16 protein-coding genes are annotated in these 19,119 nt (G+C 63.6%); 8 read left to right on the top strand and 8 right to left on the bottom strand.

Annotation, left to right across the window (positions count from 1 at the left end; all coding sequences use genetic code 11):
* Positions 1-20: 20 nt before the first annotated feature.
* Both M1D87_RS20425 and M1D87_RS20420 read left to right on the top strand, forming a co-directional pair.
* Positions 21-2,057, top strand: coding sequence for a pyridoxamine 5'-phosphate oxidase family protein (locus M1D87_RS20425; RefSeq protein WP_123084638.1), 2,037 nt, complete (start codon positions 21-23; stop codon positions 2,055-2,057).
* Between the two features lie 174 nt (positions 2,058-2,231).
* Positions 2,232-3,128, top strand: a complete 897-nt coding sequence (locus M1D87_RS20420; RefSeq protein ID WP_013973893.1) for a LysR family transcriptional regulator — start codon at positions 2,232-2,234, stop codon at positions 3,126-3,128.
* Between the two features lies 1 nt (position 3,129).
* On the opposite strand, the gene M1D87_RS20415 is transcribed toward M1D87_RS20420, so the two are convergent.
* The 3 genes from M1D87_RS20415 to M1D87_RS20405 all read right to left on the bottom strand — a co-directional run bounded on the left by M1D87_RS20415 (position 3,130) and on the right by M1D87_RS20405 (position 4,720).
* Entirely contained in the window at positions 3,130-3,720 is a 591-nt protein-coding gene (locus M1D87_RS20415) for a hypothetical protein (protein ID WP_177342390.1), read from the bottom strand.
* A gap of 72 nt (positions 3,721-3,792) precedes the next feature.
* Positions 3,793-4,455, bottom strand: coding sequence for a hypothetical protein (locus M1D87_RS20410; RefSeq protein ID WP_003259729.1), 663 nt, complete (start codon positions 4,453-4,455; stop codon positions 3,793-3,795).
* Between the two features lie 64 nt (positions 4,456-4,519).
* Entirely contained in the window at positions 4,520-4,720 is a 201-nt protein-coding gene (locus tag M1D87_RS20405; RefSeq protein WP_061551561.1) for a hypothetical protein, read from the bottom strand.
* Positions 4,721-5,225: 505 nt separating this feature from the next.
* Here M1D87_RS20405 and M1D87_RS20400 point away from each other — a divergent pair.
* Positions 5,226-5,681 carry a hypothetical protein gene (locus M1D87_RS20400; RefSeq protein ID WP_123084639.1) on the top strand — a complete coding sequence of 152 codons (456 nt, stop codon included), beginning with the start codon at positions 5,226-5,228 and terminating at the stop codon, positions 5,679-5,681.
* Positions 5,682-6,096: 415 nt separating this feature from the next.
* Here M1D87_RS20400 and M1D87_RS20395 read toward each other — a convergent pair whose 3' ends face one another.
* From M1D87_RS20395 to M1D87_RS20385, 3 genes are all read right to left on the bottom strand, one after another.
* Entirely contained in the window at positions 6,097-6,633 is a 537-nt protein-coding gene (locus M1D87_RS20395; RefSeq protein WP_123084641.1) for a BRO-N domain-containing protein, read from the bottom strand.
* Positions 6,634-6,832: 199 nt separating this feature from the next.
* A complete protein-coding gene (locus M1D87_RS20390; RefSeq protein ID WP_024087598.1) occupies positions 6,833-8,083 on the bottom strand; it encodes a ribonucleotide-diphosphate reductase subunit beta in 1,251 nt (416 codons plus the stop codon).
* Positions 8,084-8,329: 246 nt separating this feature from the next.
* Positions 8,330-11,209, bottom strand: a complete 2,880-nt coding sequence (locus tag M1D87_RS20385; protein WP_013973842.1) for a ribonucleoside-diphosphate reductase subunit alpha — start codon at positions 11,207-11,209, stop codon at positions 8,330-8,332.
* Positions 11,210-12,023: 814 nt separating this feature from the next.
* Between M1D87_RS20385 and M1D87_RS20380 the strand changes: the two genes are divergently transcribed.
* Positions 12,024-12,722: a response regulator gene (locus tag M1D87_RS20380; RefSeq protein WP_015271498.1), complete on the top strand. Its 699-nt coding sequence runs from the start codon at positions 12,024-12,026 to the stop codon at positions 12,720-12,722.
* The gene (locus tag M1D87_RS20375) at positions 12,719-14,326 is read left to right on the top strand and encodes an ATP-binding protein (protein WP_039613952.1); all 1,608 of its coding nucleotides are present in this window, start codon (positions 12,719-12,721) and stop codon (positions 14,324-14,326) included. The genes M1D87_RS20380 and M1D87_RS20375 overlap by 4 nt, the downstream gene beginning before the upstream one ends.
* A 3-nt stretch (positions 14,327-14,329) precedes the next feature.
* Here M1D87_RS20375 and M1D87_RS20370 read toward each other — a convergent pair whose 3' ends face one another.
* Positions 14,330-15,031 (bottom strand): 4'-phosphopantetheinyl transferase family protein, encoded by a 702-nt coding sequence (locus M1D87_RS20370; protein WP_039613953.1) that lies wholly within the window; start codon positions 15,029-15,031, stop codon positions 14,330-14,332.
* A gap of 164 nt (positions 15,032-15,195) precedes the next feature.
* Positions 15,196-15,987, bottom strand: coding sequence for a dienelactone hydrolase family protein (locus M1D87_RS20365; RefSeq protein WP_031324533.1), 792 nt, complete (start codon positions 15,985-15,987; stop codon positions 15,196-15,198).
* 129 nt (positions 15,988-16,116) lie between these two features.
* On the opposite strand from M1D87_RS20365, the gene M1D87_RS20360 reads away from it, so the two are divergent.
* The 3 genes from M1D87_RS20360 (at position 16,117) to M1D87_RS20350 (ending at position 18,893) form a co-directional block, all read left to right on the top strand.
* Positions 16,117-16,722: an outer membrane beta-barrel protein gene (locus M1D87_RS20360; protein ID WP_061304892.1), complete on the top strand. Its 606-nt coding sequence runs from the start codon at positions 16,117-16,119 to the stop codon at positions 16,720-16,722.
* A gap of 150 nt (positions 16,723-16,872) precedes the next feature.
* Entirely contained in the window at positions 16,873-17,550 is a 678-nt protein-coding gene (locus tag M1D87_RS20355; protein WP_004375868.1) for a response regulator, read from the top strand.
* Complete coding sequence (locus M1D87_RS20350; protein WP_123084650.1) at positions 17,547-18,893, top strand: ATP-binding protein; 1,347 nt, start codon at positions 17,547-17,549, stop codon at positions 18,891-18,893. Before M1D87_RS20355 ends, M1D87_RS20350 begins: the two co-directional genes overlap by 4 nt.
* Positions 18,894-19,119 lie beyond the last annotated feature (226 nt).

The raw sequence follows: 19,119 nt of genomic DNA, 5'->3' as shown, positions 1-19,119 counted from the left end.
CCACTGCGAGGAACGCCGCCATGCAACAGAACCCGGACCACCACTCCTCGCCCTGGCATGCGGGGGAGAAGACCCTGCAGGAAAAAGCCGGTGTCGCGGAGCGCATGGAGGCGTTCGGGCAGAAGGTCATTCGTGACTACATGCCCGACCAGCATCGTATTTTCTATCACCAGTTGCCGTTCATGGTCGCCGCCAGCGTGGACACACTGGGGCGGCCCTGGGCAACGCTGCTGGAAGGGCCGGAAGGTTTCGTCAGCTCGCCGGACCCGCGCCAGCTGACGATCGACACTCAACTGCCAGCAGACGATCCCGCCACCCCGGGGCTTGCTGCCGGGCAGGCGGTCGGCCTGCTGGGGATCGAATTGCACACCCGCCGGCGCAACCGCATCAACGGCCAGATCCACCAGGCCGGCGACGGGCAACTGCAGGTGACTGTGGAGCAGTCGTTCGGCAACTGCCCGCAGTATATCCAGCTGCGTGACTACACCCGTGTCGCGGAACCCGCCCAGGGGCGTGTCGATGCGACGACACTCGATGCCTCGGCTGTCAGCATGATCCAGGCAGCCGACACCTTCTTTGTCGCCAGCTATGTCGAGCATGTCGACGGCCAGCGTTCGGTGGATGTCTCCCACCGTGGCGGGCGGCCCGGGTTCATCAAGGTCGAAGGCAACCGCCTGACCATCCCCGACTATGCTGGCAACCTGCACTTCAACACCTTGGGCAACCTGCTGGTGAACCCGCAAGCAGGGTTGCTATTCATCGATTTCAGCAACGGCAACGTGTTGCAGCTATACGGGCATGCCGAGTTGCTGCTGGACAGCCCCGCCATCCAGGCGTTCGAAGGCGCCGAGCGCTTGTGGACGCTGGAGGTCGTGCAGGTGGTGCGGCGCCCGGCTGCCGTTTCCCTGCGTTGGGCCTTCAAGGAGTACGCCCCGACCAGCCTGATGACCGGCACCTGGGCCGAGGCCGACATACGCCTGCAGCAACGCCAGCGGCAGCGCCAATGGCAGGCCTGGCGTGTGCTGCGGGTGGAGCAGGAAAGCCGTGATATCCGCTCGTTCTACCTTGAGCCTCCTGCTGGCAGTGCGATGGCCTTTGCGCCCGGGCAGCATGTTCCGGTGCAAGTCCAGCTCGACGGTGAGGCGGCGCTGATCCGCACCTACAGCCTGTCCAGCGCGCCTTCCGACGGTTACCTGCGCATCAGCGTCAAAGCCCAGGGTCGGGCCTCGCGGCACCTGCATGAGCACGTCGTGGCAGGCGATGTGCTGAACGTGCGCTCGCCGATGGGCAGCTTCACGCTGGACCAGCAGAGTACGCGGCCGCTGGTGCTGATCGGCGCGGGTGTGGGTATCACGCCGTTACTGGCCATGCTGCGCGAGCAGTTGAGCAAGGGGCAGGCACGGCGCATTCATCTGTTCCATGGTGCGCGCAGCCTGGCCGACCTGCCGTTCCGTGAGGAGCTGGCAAGTTTGCGGCAACAGGCCGGCGGCCTGCTGCACGTGTACCGCGCCCTGAGCCAGCCGGAAGAGCATGCGCTGGCGGGGCGTGATTACGAGTTTGCCGGTCGGCTGGGTATCGAGCAGGTCAAGGCGATGCTGGCGCTGGACGACTACGATTTCTACCTGTGCGGCCCAGGCAGTTTTACCCAGGACCTGTATGAAGGGCTGCGCGGGCTGCATGTGCCGGATGCGCGGATTCATGCCGAAGCCTTTGGCCCGTCGACGCTCCGGCGGCACACCGACGATGACCAGCCCACCCTGCAACAGCCGCCCGCGGCCAGTGAGCCGGTGCCGGTGTACTTTGCGGCTTCGGCGACAGAGGCGCGCTGGGCGCCCGGTAGCGGGACGCTGCTGGAGCTGGCCGAGGCTCGCGGATTGTCGCCGGAGTTCAGTTGCCGAGGTGGGTCGTGTGGTACCTGCAAGACCCGGTTGGTCAGTGGCCAGGTGCATTACCCGAATCCGCCGGCCGAGCTGCCGGAGGCGGGGTCGGTGTTGATCTGCTGTGCCGTGCCGGCCCGGTCGGAGGAGGGGGCGCAGGCGTTGGTGCTGGATCTGTAAGGTAGCTTGTCCCGGCCCTTTCGCGGGCTCGCCCGCTCCCACAAGTACTTCACTGCCCTCAGAGATGGTGAATAACCTGTGGGAGCGGGCAAGCCCGCGAAAAGGCCGGCACAGGCAACACAAAACGCTCAGATGAAAGATAATCCCGGCACCTCATAGAGCTCAGGAACCCGCATGGACCAGATCCACCTGATGAAGGTGTTCGTCGCCGTAGGCGAGCTGGAAAGCTTCGCCGCCGCTGCCCGCCGCCTGGACATCTCCCCAGCTGCGGTCACCCGTGCCGTCAGCGCCCTGGAGGATCAGCTGGGGGTCAAACTGCTGCTGCGCACCACCCGCAGCGTACGCCTGACCGAAGCCGGTGGCCGCTACCTGGAAGACACCCGGCATATCCTCGCCAGCATCAACGAGGCCAACGAAGCCGCCGCCGGCATCAACGCCACGCCCAAGGGCGACCTGGCCGTCACCGCGCCCATCCTGTTCGGCAAGAAGTTCGTCATGCCGTGCATCGTCCACTACCTGCAGCAGTACCCCGAGGTTGACGTTTCCGCCTACTTCCTCGACCGCATCGTCAACATGGTCGAAGAGGGCATGGATGTGGCCGTTCGTATCGGCCCCTTGCCCGACTCCGGGCTCAAAGCACTGCGGGTGGGCAGGGTCCGGCGCATGCTGTGCGCCTCTCCCGAGTACCTGGCGCGCCACGGCGTGCCGAAGCACCCGTCCGACCTGGCGGAGCATGCGGTGATCGGTACCACCAACCTGTCGCCGCGAGCCGGCTGGCGTTTCGGGGTGACCGATGAGCCGACTCTGGTGCGCATGAAGCCTCGCTTGATGGTGACCAGCAATGACGGGGCAATCGCTGCCGCCAGCGGCGGGTTGGGCATTGCCCGCCTGCTGTCGTATCAGGTCGCGGATGAGGTGGCCAGTGGGCAGTTGCAGGTGATCCTTGCCGAATACGAAGAGGCGCCGTGGCCTATCCATATACTACACCGGGAGAGCAAGTACGGTTCGGCCAAGGTCCGCGCCTTCATTGACATGCTGGCGCAGGCGCTGAGGGCTCGGCAGCTGGACTGATTCAACCGAGCAGGGTGAATGTAAAGCAACCTGGGCACTGCTGTTCCAGCCACTCCTTGGCGCGTTCGCTCAGGAAATACCCACGATAGACATCCCCTTTGAATAAATCGGCTTGCTCGTCGGCCTTGAGCACCTTGAGATACTGGCCGAGGTCGGCAGGGTCATGCTGCGGGTCCTTGAGCAGGTTGAGCTTGCCCACCACGAATGCCTGCCAGTACTCCGGCATACGTGCGGCAAGCTCAGGGTCATGGGGCAGGGAATCGATGATCCAGGTCGGCTCGCCTTCCAGATCGAGGTATTCGGTAATGGGTTTGCTGGTATCCCAGTGCAGCCAGTCGATGTGCACGATATGGGTCTTCTCCAGGTGCTCGTAACGCCCGACCCCCTTCAGCCCGCTTTTTTCCAGGGCTTCCTTGACCGGCTGGGTGAGCACCAGAGAACCCGAACGTATGTAGGCGGCCGGGGTATACGGGCCGGCCCGCTTGATGCTGTCTACATCGGTATCTTCGTCCCAGGCGATCATGCCCTGGACCAGTGCCGCGCCCCAGTCTCCCCAGGGCGCTGGCGCGTTGTCTAAATGGTAGATATTCATACCAGGCCCCCGATATCTTGCCATTCGTGCCGTAGCTATGTTCATGGGTGGGCCTTGATCCTGGCTGGTCATTCAGGCGAACTGAATGAAGAAGAAACCGGCGTCGTCGCCTTGCTTGCCACGGCGTGCCTGCATGTCCACGAACAGATAGCCGATACCTTCGCCGAACAGCCCCGCATGCTGAGGGCTGGCTTCGGCCACGTCAGCATCTATCAGTTGCATCATGAACATGTAGCGCATTGGTTCGTAGATCGTGTCCTGCATCCAGCAGGGCCTACCGCTGGGTTTGCTCAGGCCGATCCCGCTGTCCTCATCCTGATGTTCCTCGTCATGCTCTTCGTCAGTCATTTCTTCGAAATCGATGAACGCTCGCTCCAGCAGCAAGGGGGGATTGGCGGGTTCCAGCGGCTGGCTGGCGAGTTCGTGCAGGATGACCCGGGTAAATTCGCTACTGAGGACGTTCAGCAGTTCGATTTGTTGATTGACCGTATAGCGACGTTGGAGAGGGCGGCTGAAACTGCCATCCTGATGTTGCTCGACGGCGAGGAAAACCGTGATGGCCATGCCTGGTGGGACGAACATGGCCGGTTGGAAGTGCTCGCTCAGGGTCAGGATGGGCGTCAGCAACATGCCGGTTTCAGGGTTTCTCGGCCACAAGGAGAGGTCCTTGAGCAAAGCCGCGCCACCGATCTGGCCGAAGCCGCGATCTTGTTGGGACAAGAGGATTTTCTTCATGGCTGGTAACACCCTTTGCGCTTGCGGACGACCTGGCGTAGCGACGGCTAGTCAGCGATTTCGGTTACCACCCGAACAGCCCTACGAAGTTTTTCTGGTCCACAGGGCCGCTTGAGCAACTGGCGCCACGTGCCAGGATGGAAGGCTCGAGGCGGTTGCCCACCTGGCGAACAGCCTGGTACTGGCTATCGCAACCTCCGGGCAGCGACGGGGCTGGCTGCACATGGCTGACAATGATGATCTGCACACCATTGAACTGTTCCACGCGAGGCTTGCCTCCATCCCTATCCGGGCTGAATTGGCAGGGCCAGGGCATGTCCAACTCTAGCAGTGATGCATCGGAGCTGCGCAGTGCGCAACGACCTTCGTGGTTCACAAGTGCAAGCTTGTGCCCGGCAAGGATAACTTCAGGCCCCGCATTCGATGACGGGGCGGGCGCCTGCGCGCATGCATTCAGGGCGATTGCAGCCAGCAGCGTCGGCAGGGCTTTGGACACACGCTTCATTTCAGTTCCCCAGAACCGGCCTGCGGGAACAGCGCTGAAAGCAACGGCGATTCATTCACCAGAATTCGATCTCCTATCGGCCCTGGGGAGGGCGTGTGCCTGTGCGGAGTTGTTAATATGCACAGGTGCGAAACTTACATAAAGTGCCAAAGTGATATCGCGCTGGCAGGCACTTCGAAGTCGGGTTTTATGGTTTATTCATTCGCAATTGTCAAGGTAAGCTAGCCGCGCTCTACGGTTTTCAAGGACGACAGTGCTCACTCATATGAATGGATCGAAGTTTCAAAAGCGTCAGGAACTGCAAAGATTTCTTTCCCGCTATTTCGGCGTTTTCATCGCCGAGTTCCTGCTGTCCTGCTTCGCCATTGGCGGCAGTGTTTCACTGGTGTTCTCCACCTGGCTGCGCAGCCCGGACCGGTCGCTGTCGGTGCTGGCACTGGCGCTGGCAGGGGCGCTGAGCGCCGCTTCGCATATCGCCATGGTGCGGGGCTATGCATGGGGCGTGCGCGGGCTGGTCGGCCTGAACGGGCTGGCCGTGTTGGCCGCGCTACCGAGCTACGCTTACCGGCCGCACATGGGCGGCTACGTCTCGGTTTTGCTGTTCGGGCTGCTGGCCTTGCTGGTCATCAATACCCAGCGCTACCGGGAAATGCGCGTGCGCCTGGTCGGCTACCGGGACATTCGCAGGGCCAACCGGCAGGCGGCGAAAGCTGCCAAGTAACATTTTTGCTGGTGTAGCGAGGCTTCTGTATGAATGTGCGCCGCGCGGTGTATGGCACCGGCTGCGCCGGTGTTCGCGGCCACGGCCGCTCCCACAGGTACAGCGTGAACCCTAAGCCAGCGCAGTACCTATGGGAGCGGGCAAGCCCGCGAAGCAGGCGACGCAGTGGATGGCACCGGCTGCGCCGGTGTTCGCGGCCACGGCCGCTCCCACAGGTACAGCGTGAACCCGAAGCCAACGTAGTACCTGTGGGAGCGGGCAAGCCCGCGAAGCAGGCGCCTCGGTGGATGGCACCGGCTGCGCCGGTGTTCGCGGCTAAAGCCGCTCCCACAGGTACAGCGTGATCCCGAAGCCAGCGCCGTACCTGTGGGAGCGGGTTCACCCGCGAAGAGGCCCGCCCCGGCAAACCTGCCGCTTAAACCCCATGCAACCGCAACGCCCGCTGCGCACACTCCCGCCAACTCAACTTCGGCTTCTCTACCGGCGGCAGCTGTTGCACTTCCCCAGCCAGCACCACCGGCATATCCCGCATCCTCACCCAAGGCTCACTCTGCCAATACAACAACGTCGCGCTCCGCCCCCCAGGCCAGCACATCTGCCCCAGTCGCGGGACATCCTCCACGCCGTCCGCCTGCCGATCACGCAGCACCGCCACCACCTCATGCGTCAGCCACCAGCGCAAATGCCGGTTCTCCGGTACATGGTGATGCGCCAACAAGGTATAGGCCCCGGATTCGCTGACCATCGTGGTTTCCTGGTACTTGCCATAGCGCAGCAACTGCACGGAGCGGTACTGATCCGGGTCGAGCTTGCGCATGCAGTGTTCGTCATAGAAGTGACCACTCAGCCGGCCAAGTTCGTGTGCGCAGAACCAGGCTTGGGATTCGAGCCAGAGGGTGTGGAGGGGGCGGTTGCGGCGGGTGAATAGGGTAGGTGTATTGAAACTGTTCATCTTGGCCATCCTGATTTGGAGAGCCGCTGCTAACGGGAACGGAATACCGCTGCGTGAGCGTTCTTAAGCGCCGACAGACGTTATCGCGACGATACAAAAGTCACAATGAGAACCTTGTAGGAAGCTTCCTCTTCGGCTTTTTTCCTGCCAATAAAAAAGGCTGCCAATCGGCAGCCTTCTCTATGCTTCGCTCGGATTATCAATCCCAGCTCAACGCCCCACCAGTTTGATACTCGATCACGCGGGTCTCGAAGAAGTTCTTCTCTTTCTTCAAGTCCATGATCTCGCTCATCCACGGGAATGGGTTGGTAGTCCCTGGGTACTCTTCCTTCAGACCAATCTGGGTCAGGCGACGGTTGGCGATGAACTTGAGGTAGTCTTCCATCATCGCTGCGTTCATGCCCAGCACGCCGCGTGGCATGGTGTCACGGGCGTATTCGATCTCCAGCTGGGTCCCTTGCAGGATCATCTGGGTCGCTTCTTCCTTCATCGCCGCGTCCCACAGGTGCGGGTTCTCGATCTTGATCTGGTTGATCACGTCGATACCGAAGTTCAGGTGCATCGACTCGTCACGCAGGATGTACTGGAACTGCTCGGCCACGCCGGTCATCTTGTTGCGGCGGCCCATGGACAGGATCTGGGTGAAGCCGCAGTAGAAGAAGATGCCTTCCAGCACGCAGTAGTAGGCGATCAGGTTGCGCAGCAGCTCTTTGTCGGTTTCGACGGTGCCGGTGTTGAATTCCGGATCGGAGATGGCGCGGGTGTACTTCAGGCCCCAGGCGGCTTTCTTCGCTACCGACGGGATCTCGTGGTACATGTTGAAGATCTCGCCTTCATCCATGCCCAGCGACTCGATGCAGTACTGGTAGGCGTGGGTGTGGATCGCCTCTTCGAAGGCCTGGCGCAGGATGTACTGGCGGCACTCCGGGTTGGTGATCAGGCGATACACGGCCAGGGCCAGGTTGTTGGCTACCAGCGAGTCGGCAGTGGAGAAGAAGCCAAGGTTGCGCATGACGATGCGACGCTCGTCTTCGGTCAGGCCGTCCATGCTCTTCCACAGGGCGATGTCGGCGGTCATGTTGACCTCTTGCGGCATCCAGTGGTTGGCGCAGCCGTCCAGGTACTTCTGCCAGGCCCAGTCGTACTTGAACGGTACCAGCTGGTTGAGGTCGGCGCGGCAGTTGATCATGCGCTTTTCGTCAACACGCACGCGGGCGCCGGAGCCTTCCAGCTCGGCCAGGCCTTCGGCGATGTCGAGGTCGTTCAGGGCAGCCTTGGCGCGCTTGACAGCGTCGGAGTCGTCGGCGGTGGCGGCGCGGGCTTCCAGGGCGGCGGCACCACCGGCGCTGTCGAGCTTGTCGAGGGTGGCGGCGGCAGCGGCCTGCGCAGGGGTGTTGCCTTTGGCGGCTACTTCGCCGTCTTCTTTATCGAATTCGTCCCAACTCAGCATGGTGAGATTCTCCTGCTTGAGGGCCATCTATCAAGTATGGCCGGTGGATCTTGGTTGCGGTGCGGTGCACGCAAATCTGAGGTGCCCGAAAAGGGCTGGCCGCGGCTTTGTAGCCACGGCTTGTTGTGTCTGGCTGTGGAGAGGCGGCGGGAGAGCCGGCCTCATCGCGGGTGAACCCGCTCCCACAGGGTCCGCAGTGGTGCGGAAAACGCGTTGAGGCTTCCCGCAGGAAGCCTCGGCCTGGCCTTACTGGCAGGCTTCGCAGTCAGGCTCGTCGATCGCGCAGGCCTTCGGCACTGGCGCAGGGCCGGCTGCCTGGACCGGGGCGCTGTCGCCACCGCTGGAAACGGCGTTGAGCTTGCCGGTGTTGATGGTCGACTTCTCGGTGCTGGTCGCGGCCAGTGCACGGAGGTAGTAGGTGGTTTTCAGACCACGGTACCAGGCCATGCGGTAGGTCACGTCCAGCTTCTTGCCCGAGGCGCCGGCGATGTACAGGTTCAGCGACTGGGCCTGGTCGATCCACTTCTGGCGACGCGAGGCGGCATCGACGATCCACTTGGTCTCGACTTCGAACGCGGTGGCGTACAGGTCCTTCAGCTCTTGCGGGATACGCTCGATCTGCTGCACCGAACCGTCGTAGTACTTCAGGTCGTTGATCATCACCGAGTCCCACAGGCCACGGGCCTTCAGGTCGCGGACCAGGTACGGGTTGATCACGGTGAACTCGCCCGACAGGTTCGATTTCACGTACAGGTTCTGGTAGGTCGGCTCGATGGACTGCGACACGCCGGTGATGTTGGCGATGGTCGCGGTCGGCGCGATGGCCATGATGTTCGAGTTACGAATACCTTTTTTGACGCGCTCGCGCACCGGGGCCCAGTCCAGAGACTCTTCCAGGTTGACGTCGATGTACTTGGCGCCACGGGCCTCGATCAGGATCTGTTGCGAATCCAGCGGCAGGATGCCCTTGGACCACAGCGAACCCTGGAAGGTCTCGTACGCACCGCGCTCGTCGGCCAGGTCGCAGGACGCCTGGATGGCGTAGAAGCTGACCGCTTCCATCGACTTGTCGGCGAACTCGACGGCAGCATCGGAGCCGTACGGAATGTGCTGCAGGTACAGCGCATCCTGGAAGCCCATGATGCCCAGGCCGACCGGGCGGTGCTTGAAGTTCGAGTTACGCGCTTGCGGCACCGAGTAGTAGTTGATGTCGATCACGTTGTCGAGCATGCGCACGGCGGTGTTCACGGTGCGTTGCAGCTTGGCGGTATCCAGCTTGCCGTCGACGATGTGGTTCGGCAGGTTGATCGAGCCCAGGTTGCAGACCGCGATCTCGTCCTTGTTGGTGTTCAGGGTGATCTCGGTGCACAGGTTCGAGCTGTGGACCACGCCCACGTGCTGCTGCGGCGAACGCAGGTTGCACGGGTCCTTGAAGGTCAGCCACGGGTGGCCGGTCTCGAACAGCATCGACAGCATCTTGCGCCACAGGTCTTTGGCCTGGATGGTCTTGAACACCTTGATCTTGTTGTACTCGGTCAGGGCTTCGTAGTACTCGTAGCGCTCTTCGAAGGCCTTGCCGGTCAGGTCGTGCAGGTCTGGTACTTCCGAAGGCGAGAACAGGGTCCACTTGCCGTCATCGAAGACACGCTTCATGAACAGGTCAGGGATCCAGTTGGCGGTGTTCATGTCGTGGGTACGACGACGGTCATCACCGGTGTTCTTGCGCAGCTCGATGAATTCTTCGATGTCCAGGTGCCAGGTTTCCAGGTAGGCACACACGGCGCCCTTGCGCTTGCCACCCTGGTTGACGGCAACGGCGGTGTCGTTGACCACTTTCAGGAACGGAACCACGCCCTGGGATTTGCCGTTGGTGCCCTTGATGTAGGAGCCCAGTGCACGCACAGGGGTCCAGTCGTTGCCCAGGCCACCGGCGAATTTCGACAGCATGGCGTTGTCGTGGATCGCGTGGTAGATGCCCGACAGGTCGTCCGGCACGGTGGTCAGGTAGCAGCTGGACAGCTGCGGGCGCAGGGTGCCGGCGTTGAACAGGGTCGGGGTCGAGGCCATGTAGTCGAAGGACGACAACAGGTTGTAGAACTCGATGGCACGGGCTTCTTTGTCTTTCTCTTCCAGCGCCAGGCCCATGGCCACACGCATGAAGAACACCTGTGGCAGCTCGAAGCGCACGCCATCCTTGTGGATGAAGTAGCGGTCGTACAGAGTCTGCAGGCCCAGGTAGGTGAATTGCTGGTCACGCTCGTGGTCGATGGCCTTGCCCAGGCGCTCCAGGTCGTAGCCTTTCAGGGCCGGGTCCAGCAGCTCGAACTCGACGCCTTTCTCGACATAGGCCGGCAGGGCCTTGGCGTACAGGTCGGCCATTTCGTGGTGGGTGGCGCTCTCGGCCACGTTCAGGAAGCCCAGGCCTTCGGCACGCAGGGTGTCCATCAGCAGGCGGGCGGTCACGAACGAGTAGTTCGGCTCGCGCTCCACCAGGGTACGGGCGGTCATCACCAGGGCAGTGTTGACGTCCTTGATGGCCACGCCGTCGTACAGGTTCTTCAGGGTATCGCGCTGGATCAGGTCGCCATCGACTTCGGCCAGGCCTTCGCAGGCTTCGCTGATGATGGTGTTCAGGCGGGCCATGTCGAGCGGCGCCAGGCTGCCGTCGGCCAGGGTGATGCGAATGCTCGGGTGCGGCTCGACCACGGACTCGGTGTTGACGCGGGTGGCACGCTCCTTGGCGCGCTGCTCACGGTAGATCACGTAGTCACGGGCGACCTTCTGCTCGCCGGCGCGCATCAGGGCCAGTTCGACCTGGTCCTGGATTTCTTCGATGTGGATGGTGCCACCCGATGGCATGCGACGCTTGAACGTGGCGGTGACCTGCTCGGTCAGGCGCGCGACGGTGTCGTGGATGCGCGACGAAGCGGCGGCGGTGCCGCCTTCAACTGCGAGGAACGCCTTGGTGATGGCCACGGTGATCTTGTCGTCGGTGTAGGGGACGACAGTGCCGTTACGCTTGATCACGCGCAGTTGGCCGGGAGCGGTGGCGGCCAGATCCTGGTTGGAATCGGCGGCCTGCGGCACCTTGGCCTGCGGGTTCTCGCGAGTTGTGTCGGTTTGCATGGGTGGGTGTCTCCACAGTTTCTATATTGTTCAGGCGCCTTTTGGGCGCCCACCGTTCCGTCCACTTGCTCGATGGCCTGGCGGGGATGGGCAATGCATGCGCATCCGCCCGCGCGGGCGTACCAACTTCGGGACAGACTCAGGAATAAGGGGCAATGGCTCGCCGCTCCCTGGCCGAAGTCAAAGGTTCTGGGCCGGGCCCAAAAACTGTTGCTGATGGATGTCAGGCCTGGCCTGCAACACCCATACCCGAACAAGGCCCCGGAGGGGCTTGCCTCGGTCGCCCTCCGCAGGAGCGGTTTGGCTGCTGGAATCACTTGAAGTTCACCCGAAAAATCGCCTGATTTTGCGGGTTGACTTTTGTGTGTGATTTTGCACGAAACCCTATATCTAGTGGTTCGCTGCGATCGGGATACAAGATAATGCGGTATCGGGGGCTTTGCAAGGCGAGCGCCTGTGGATAACTTGTGCGTACTTTGTGAGTGAATGGTGGGTATTCGCTGTAGGCCTTGTGCCAAGTGGTTTGCAGTATTTTTCTGCGTCTTGCTGCCCCGGGGCAGAATTTTTCGGGCGCGAACCCTATCACAAAAAACGGTTCAGTCGAGGGGCTGCTGGAAGGTTGGCAGTGCCCGGGGGCGGGACGTAGTATCCGAAGCAGATGTTGCCTTTTGGTTAAAGGGTTATGTTGCCTGCACCGGCCCCTTCGCAGCACAAGGCTGCTCCTACCGGGGAGCGCCATACCTTGTAGGAGCAGCCTTGTGCTGCGAAGGGGCCGGTGCAGGCAACAGAAGAACAACAAGATAAGGCACAAGCCATGGACCACCCCGCACCCCGCATTCTCATTGTCGAAGACGACCAGCGCCTGGCCGAGCTCACCGCCGAGTATCTGCAGGCCAACGGCTACGAAATCAGCGTCGAGGGCGATGGCGCTCGCGCCGCGCGGCGCATCGTCGACAGCCAGCCTGACCTGGTCATTCTCGACCTGATGCTGCCCGGCGAGGACGGTCTGAGCATCTGTCGTCGGGTGCGCAGCCAGTATCCCGGCCCGATCCTCATGCTGACCGCCCGCAGCGATGAACTCGACCAGGTCCAGGGCCTGGACCTTGGGGCCGATGACTATGTCTGCAAACCCGTACGCCCACGGCTCCTCCTGGCGCGTATCCAGGCACTGCTGCGCCGCAGCGAAGCACCGGACAGCAAGCGCCAGGACCTGGCCTTCGGCGCGCTGCGCATCGACAATCGCCTGCGCGAGGCGCGCCTGGGCGAACAGCTGATAGAGCTGACCGGCGCCGAATTCGACCTGCTCTGGCTGCTGGCCAGCAACGCCGGCCGGGTGCTGACGCGCGAGCAGATCTTCACCGCGCTACGTGGGGTCGGCTACGACGGGCAGGACCGCTCCATCGACATACGCATTTCCAAGATCCGCCCAAAGATCGGCGACGACCCGCTCCAGCCAAGGCTGATCAAGACCCTTCGCAGCAAGGGCTACCTGTTCGTCGGCGAGGCCCCATGAACAATTCGATCTTCCTGCGTATCTATGGCGGCATGCTGGCCGTGCTGGTGCTGGTGGCCCTGCTCGGTGTACTCAGCCTGCACTTGGTCAACGAAGTGCGTGCCGCCCAGCACCGAGAAGGCCTGGCCCAGGGCACCTTCAGCCTGATGGCCGACAACCTGGCGCTGCAGAACGATACCGAGCGCAAACGCTCGCTGCTGATCTGGGAGCGCCTGCTCGGCGTGCCACTGGCGCTGCAGCCCATGACCGCGCGCACACTCGATGGCGGCCAGCGGGCGCGCCTGTACCGCGGCCTGGTGGTGGTCGAGAAGACTGGCCCGCATGCGGCCGAGGTGCTACGCAAGGTCGGCCAGGAAGACCTGATGCTTGTGGCGCAGATCAAACAGATCAGCGAGCAACTGGCGCGGGCCACCCTCTATCTGCTGGCCGACGAACTGGTGCGCTACCCGGTGACCGAACAGCAGCAGCGCCTGGCACAGATCAAGAAAGAAAAGGGCTTCGGCTTTGGCGTGGCCCTGCAGCGCATCGAGCGGGTGAGCCTGGACGATGACCAGCGGCGCCGGGTCGAGGAGGGCGATACGGTCATGGCCCTGGGCAAGGATGGCGACTCGATCCGTGTGTTCGCCGGGCTGGCGGGTTCGCCCTGGGTGCTGGAAATCGGCCCGCTGTACCAGCTCAACCCCTATCCGCCGCAGTTGCTGATCCTGATAACCTTTCTTGGTCTGTGCCTGATCGGCCTGGTGGTCTACCTGCTGGTACGCCAACTGGAGCGGCGCGTGTCGGGCCTGGAGATTGCCGCCACGCGCATCGCCCAAGGCAGCCTGGACACCCGCGTGCCGGCCGGCGGCGCCGACTCGGTGGGGCGTCTGGCCGCGGCCTTCAACGGCATGGCCGAGCACCTGCAGCGCTCGCTGACCATGCAGCGCGAACTGGTGCGGGCGGTTTCCCACGAGCTGCGCACGCCAGTGGCACGTCTGCGCTTTGGCCTGGAGATGATCGAAAGTGCCACCACCGAGCAGGCCCGGGCCAAGCACCTGGCGGGTATGGACGGCGATATCCAGGACCTCGACAAGTTGGTCGACGAGATGCTCACCTACGCCCGCCTGGAGCAGGGCGCACCGGCGCTGAAGTTCGAGCGGGTAGACCTGGATGCCTTGCTCGACCGGGTGATCGAAGAACTCGCGCCGTTGCGTGCCGAGGTAAGGGTGGTGCGCGGTGAGTGCCAGGGTGCCGATGGCGGAGGCGCCTGGGTCGAAGCCGAACCGCGCTACCTGCACCGGGCGCTGCAGAACCTGGTGGGCAACGCCATGCGCCACGCCGAGGCCGAGGTGCGCCTGAGCTACCAGTTGGGGCAGCAACGCTGTCGCATCGATGTGGAGGATGACGGCCCGGGGATCCCCGAGGGCGTCTGGGACCGTATCTTCACACCGTTCACCCGCCTCGACGACAGCCGTACCCGCGCTTCGGGCGGGCATGGCCTGGGCTTGTCGATCGTGCGGCGGATCATCTACTGGCACGCGGGCCGGGCCACAGTGGGGCGCAGCGTCGCGCTGGGTGGCGCCTGCTTCAGCCTGAACTGGCCACGGCAGCAGGCACCGCTGTGACGGTCAGACGCTGACCAGGCTGAGCAGGTGGCCGTCCTGCAGGCAGAACTGGCCCTGCAGTTCGGCGCCATGCCGCCACTGCGGCGACAGGTCGGTGAGCAGGCGCAGGTGGGCCAGGCCTTCGGCGGACCAGTCCAGTACTTCGGCATGCTCGAAGTAGAAGCGCTGGCGGGTCAGCGGGTAGAGCGTCTTGAACAGGCTTTCCTTCAGCGAGAAGGTCAGGGTGACGGCAAGGCCGAGCTGGCTGCGGTCGAGGCGTTCGAGCTCGGGCGGGGTGAGGATTTCGCCCATCAGCCGCTCGGCACGCTGGTCATCCAGCAACGCTTCCTGATCCAGGCCCAGGCCCCGGCAACTGCCCTCGGCAGCAACCACGGCAGCAGCCCAGCCTTTACCGTGGGTGATCGAGCCGTGGATGCCGGCGGGCCAGATGGGTGAGCGGTCCTCGTGGGTGCCGGGCACGTAGTCACGGCCGTCCAGGCGCTGCAGAGCGGCGCGGGCACATACCCGGCCGGCCAGGTACTCGGCCTGGCGCTTGGCCACCGAGCGTTGCAGGCTGTCGCCTGGCACGACACCGGCGCGCTGGAAGTCATCGGGTGCCAGGCGGGCGGGGTCGAAAGCGCAACTGACCAGCACCGCGCCGGGTAGGGGGCGGGGCAGGGGCCAGTGGTGCTGGAGCGGGGCGCAGCAGGCGGGGAGTGTGTTCATGGGGGGTATTGTGCCAGCCGCAGCGGTGGTGTGGGAGGTGAAATAGCTGGGGCTGCTTTGCAGCCCATCGCATCGCGACACAAGGCCGCTCCTACACAAAGCGACGCGGTACCTGTAGGAGCGGCCTTGTGTCGCGATGGGCCGCAAAGCGGCCCCGGCAATCCTTACTTGAACACCTTCTTGAAGAACGCCTGCATATCCGCCCAGGAGCTCTCGTCCGCCGCCTTGTTGTAGGCAATATCCGGCCCACCATGTTCGCCGTGCCCCATGCGGTCCGAATCCGGGTTGCTGAACCCGTGCTTGGCCCCGGGAATACTGACGAACTGGTAGTTGACCTTGGCTGCATCCATCTCCGCCTTGAACGCTTCCACCTGCTGCTCGGTCACCAGCGTGTCCGCCGCACCATGCTCCACCAGGATATCGGCCCGCACCACGCCCGGCCTGGCCGGTGTCTGCGTACCCAGCGGGGCGTGGAAGCTCACCACGCCATCGAGCTTTTCCCCTCGCCGCGCGGCATCCAGCGCCACCTTGCCGCCAAAGCAGTAACCCACTGCCCCCAACTGGTGCTTGTTGGTGTTCGGCTGCAGTTTCAGTAGTTCGAGGCCGGCATCGAAGCGCCGCTCCGCGGCCTTGGGGTCTTTCATCGCTGCTGTCATGAATGCCTTGGCGTCGGCAGGGTGCTCGGTTTGCTTGCCGTCGCCATACATGTCGATGGCCAGGGCGTTGTAGCCCAGTGCTGCCAAGTCGCGGGCGCGGCGCTTGGCATAGTCGTTCAGCCCCCACCATTCATGCACCACGACAATGCCGGGGCGCTTGCCTTCGATGGCGTCGTCATAGGCGTAGTAGCCGACCAGGCGATTGCCGTCGGCGTCCTGGTAGGGGATCTCGCGGGTTTGTACCGCCGCTTGGGCGAGGGCGGCGCTGCACATCAGGGTCAAGGCCAGCAGGGCGCGCATGGTCACTACTCCTTGTTCTTCAAACGGTTCGTTCAGCCGGGGTTCAGCCAGGGTTCAGTCGCGGTTCAGGGTGCCCTGCTTACTCTAGCTTCCAGACCGAAACAGCGCACTCAACTGGAGTATCCAGCCATGAAAACCTTCAACACCCTGCTTGCCGCCATGGCCGTCTGCGCCGCTGGCATCACCACCGCACAGGCCGCTGACGACAACTTCGCCAGCCTGACCTACGGCCAGACCAGCGACAAGGTTCGCAAGTCCGGCCTGCTGCAGCGCAACACCGACCACCTCAACGCCGACGGCATCATCGGCAAGGACGACACCTGGGGTTTGCGCGTGGGCAAGATCAATGACCAGGGCCGCTACTACATGACTTACGACAATGTCTCGGGCGACCACAGCGGCCTGAAGCTGCGCCAGGAAAACCTGCTGGGCAGCTACGACCTGTTCCTGCCGGTGGGCGATACCACCAAGCTGTTCGGCGGCGGCAGCCTGGGCGTGACCAAGCTGACCCAGGACTCGCCGGGGGCCAGCCGGGATACCGACTACGGTTACGCCTATGGCCTGCAGGCCGGCGTGATCCAGGACATCACCGACAAGGCTTCTGTGGAACTGGGCTACCGTTACCTGCGTACCAATGCCGCCACCGAAGTGGGTGCGCACGGCGGGCCGAAGGACGGCACCCTGCGCCTGACCAGCAGCGCGCAGACCTACCTGGCTGCAAGCTACAAGTTCTGACGGGCGAGCCGGGTTATCCTGTACCGGCCTCTTCGCGGGTAAACCCGCTCCCACAGGGATCGCGCAGTTCTTCAAACCTGTGCAGTACCTGTGGGAGCGGGTTTACCCGCGAAAGGGCCGGTACAGGCAATACATATCAAGGAGCTGCACATGAAACTGCTGGTGGTCGAGGACGAAGCCCTGCTTCGCCATCACCTCTACACCCGCCTGGGCGAAGGCGGCCATGTGGTCGAGGCGGTCGCCGATGCCGAGGAGGCGCTTTACCAGGCCGGGCAATACCACTTCGACCTGGCCATCATCGACCTGGGCCTGCCCGGCATCAGCGGGCTGGAACTGATCACGCGCCTGCGCAGCCAGGACAAGACCTTCCCCATTCTCATCCTCACCGCCCGCGGCAACTGGCAGGACAAGGTCGAGGGCCTGGCCGCCGGTGCCGACGACTACCTGGTCAAGCCGTTCCAGTTCGAAGAACTCGAGGCACGCCTGAACGCCCTGCTGCGCCGCTCCAGCGGCTTCACCCAGTCGACCATTGCCGCCGGCCCGCTGGTGCTCGACCTCAACCGCAAGCAGGCGACGTTGGACGAGCAGCCCCTGGCCCTGACCGCCTACGAATACCGCATCCTCGAATACCTCATGCGCCATCACCAGCAGGTGGTGGCCAAGGACCGCCTGATGGAGCAGCTGTACCCGGGTGACGAGGAACGCGACCCCAATGTCATCGAAGTGCTGGTCGGCCGCTTGCGGCGCAAGCTTGAGGGCGAGCACGGCTTCAAACCGATCGACACCGTGCGTGGCCTGGGCTACCTGTTCACCGAGCGCTGCCGATGATCCGTTCGCTGCGGGTGCGCCTGATGCTGGCGGCCGCGGTGCTGGCGCTGCTGTTCATGCTGGCGTTGCTGCCGGCCTTGCAGAAGGCCTTCAGCCTGGCCCTGCAGGAGTCGATCGAACAACGCCTGGCCTCGGATGTGACCACGCTGATTTCCGCAGCGCGTATCGAACACGGCCAACTGCAGATGCCGACGCTGCTGCCGGACGAGCGCTACAACCTGCCGTACACCGGCTTGCTCGGCTATATCTTCGACCGCGACGGCAAGCTGGTCTGGCAGTCGCGGGCAACCGCCGCGCAGAACATCAACTACCGCCCGCGCTACGACGGCCGCGGAAACGAATTCGCCCGCATTCACCAGGCCGATGGCGAAGAGTTTTTTGTATACGATGTCGAGATCAAGCTGCTGGGTGGCCAGAGCGCCGCCTACAGCATCGTTGCCTTGCAACCTGTGCGCGAGTACCAGCACACCCTTGATGGCCTGCGCGAAAAGCTCTACCTGGGCTTTGGCGCGGCCTTGCTGGCGCTGCTGGTGCTGCTGTGGGCCGGCCTGACCTGGGGCCTGCGTTCGTTGCGCCGGCTCAGCCGCGAGCTGGACGACGTGGAGTCGGGGGCGCGGGATGGCCTGAGCCGCGAACACCCGCGTGAGCTGCTGCGCCTGACCGGCTCGCTGAACCGCCTGTTGCGCAGCGAGCGCGAGCAGCGCCAACGCTACCGCGATTCGCTCGATGACCTGGCGCACAGCCTGAAGACGCCGCTGGCGGTGTTGCAGGGGGTGGGCGAAAGCCTGCAGCAGCGTAGCGGCGAGCGCGAGCAGGCGCGCGTGCTGCAGAGCCAGATCGAGCGCATGAGCCAGCAGATCGACTACCAGCTGCAACGCGCCAGCCTGCGCAAGAGTGGCCTAGTGCGCCACAGCGTGTTGCTGCGACCGTTGCTCGACAGCCTGTGCAGTACCTTGGCCAAGGTGTACCGGGACAAGCGGGTGAACGTGACGCTGCAACTGCCCGATGCGGCGCAGGTGCCGATGGAGCAGGGCGCGTTGCTGGAGCTGCTGGGCAACCTGCTGGAGAACGCCTACCGCCTGAGCCTGGGCCAGGTGCGCGTGAGCCTGGAGCAGGCGCCTGGGCGGTTGACCTTGTGCATCGAGGACGACGGGCCGGGGGTGCCGGCGGACCAGCGTGAGCGGATTCTGGAGCGTGGGGAGCGGCTGGACAGCCAGCACCCGGGGCAGGGGATCGGGCTGGCAGTGGTCAAGGATATCGTCGACAGCTATGACGCCGAGCTGAGCCTGGGGGATTCTCCTCTGGGGGGCGCGGCGTTCAGGATCACCTTCAACCTCGAGTGATTTGCTGGCTTGGCCGGCCTCTTCGCGGGTAAACCCGCTCCCACAGGGGTGCACTGCACTCGAGACCTGTGCGGTTCCTGTGGGAGCGGGTTTACCCGCGAAGAGGCCGGCACAGGCAAACCACAATGGGCGGATTCCCGCCAATGCCCCTGTACAAATCCCGCCAACGGGCGGAAATCCGCCAGCCTTCCTCAGGAAATTCGCCCCGTCGTTGGGCGTTTATCCC

Source organism: Pseudomonas sp. SA233, from assembly GCF_054792385.1.
This window is presented reverse-complemented; position numbering and strand designations above follow the sequence as displayed.

Coding starts and splice junctions, on each gene's coding strand:
- M1D87_RS20425 (WP_123084638.1), top strand. CDS start 21: ATGCAACAGAACCCGGACCACCACTCCTCGCCCTGGCATGCGGGGGAG.
- M1D87_RS20420 (WP_013973893.1), top strand. CDS start 2,232: ATGGACCAGATCCACCTGATGAAGGTGTTCGTCGCCGTAGGCGAGCTG.
- M1D87_RS20415 (WP_177342390.1), bottom strand. CDS start 3,720: ATGAATATCTACCATTTAGACAACGCGCCAGCGCCCTGGGGAGACTGG.
- M1D87_RS20410 (WP_003259729.1), bottom strand. CDS start 4,455: ATGAAGAAAATCCTCTTGTCCCAACAAGATCGCGGCTTCGGCCAGATC.
- M1D87_RS20400 (WP_123084639.1), top strand. CDS start 5,226: ATGAATGGATCGAAGTTTCAAAAGCGTCAGGAACTGCAAAGATTTCTT.
- M1D87_RS20395 (WP_123084641.1), bottom strand. CDS start 6,633: ATGAACAGTTTCAATACACCTACCCTATTCACCCGCCGCAACCGCCCC.
- M1D87_RS20390 (WP_024087598.1), bottom strand. CDS start 8,083: ATGCTGAGTTGGGACGAATTCGATAAAGAAGACGGCGAAGTAGCCGCC.
- M1D87_RS20385 (WP_013973842.1), bottom strand. CDS start 11,209: ATGCAAACCGACACAACTCGCGAGAACCCGCAGGCCAAGGTGCCGCAG.
- M1D87_RS20380 (WP_015271498.1), top strand. CDS start 12,024: ATGGACCACCCCGCACCCCGCATTCTCATTGTCGAAGACGACCAGCGC.
- M1D87_RS20375 (WP_039613952.1), top strand. CDS start 12,719: ATGAACAATTCGATCTTCCTGCGTATCTATGGCGGCATGCTGGCCGTG.
- M1D87_RS20370 (WP_039613953.1), bottom strand. CDS start 15,031: ATGAACACACTCCCCGCCTGCTGCGCCCCGCTCCAGCACCACTGGCCC.
- M1D87_RS20365 (WP_031324533.1), bottom strand. CDS start 15,987: ATGCGCGCCCTGCTGGCCTTGACCCTGATGTGCAGCGCCGCCCTCGCC.
- M1D87_RS20360 (WP_061304892.1), top strand. CDS start 16,117: ATGAAAACCTTCAACACCCTGCTTGCCGCCATGGCCGTCTGCGCCGCT.
- M1D87_RS20355 (WP_004375868.1), top strand. CDS start 16,873: ATGAAACTGCTGGTGGTCGAGGACGAAGCCCTGCTTCGCCATCACCTC.
- M1D87_RS20350 (WP_123084650.1), top strand. CDS start 17,547: ATGATCCGTTCGCTGCGGGTGCGCCTGATGCTGGCGGCCGCGGTGCTG.